General features: G+C 71.7%; 1 protein-coding gene. It reads left to right on the top strand.

All coding sequences use genetic code 11. The features are described from left to right. Window positions 1-247 (top strand): hypothetical protein (locus IU459_RS38230; RefSeq protein ID WP_228839089.1); only part of this gene is annotated, 247 nt, incomplete at both ends.

Below are 247 nucleotides of genomic sequence, written 5' to 3'. Positions count from 1 at the left end.
CAACCCTGACCGGCGAGCTGCGCGAGCGCGGTTACCGGGGCGGTGAACGCCAGGTTCGCCGCCTCCTGCAGACCTGGCGAGCCGGCACCACGCCACCGACCGCCACGCCGATCACGACACCTAAACCCCGGCAGGTCACCGGCTGGATCATCCGTCCGGCACACCAGCGCACCGAGGCCGAACGAGCCGACCTGGCCCGGATCCTGGACCGATGCCCGGTCCTGCGCGGCGTCGATCAGCTGGTCAG

Origin of the sequence: Nocardia amamiensis (assembly GCF_015477605.1) — a bacterium.
GTDB classification, from domain to species: Bacteria; Actinomycetota; Actinomycetes; order Mycobacteriales; family Mycobacteriaceae; genus Nocardia; species Nocardia amamiensis_A.
The sequence above is the reverse complement of the archived record's forward strand: the minus strand, read 5'-3'. Positions and strand labels throughout refer to the sequence as shown.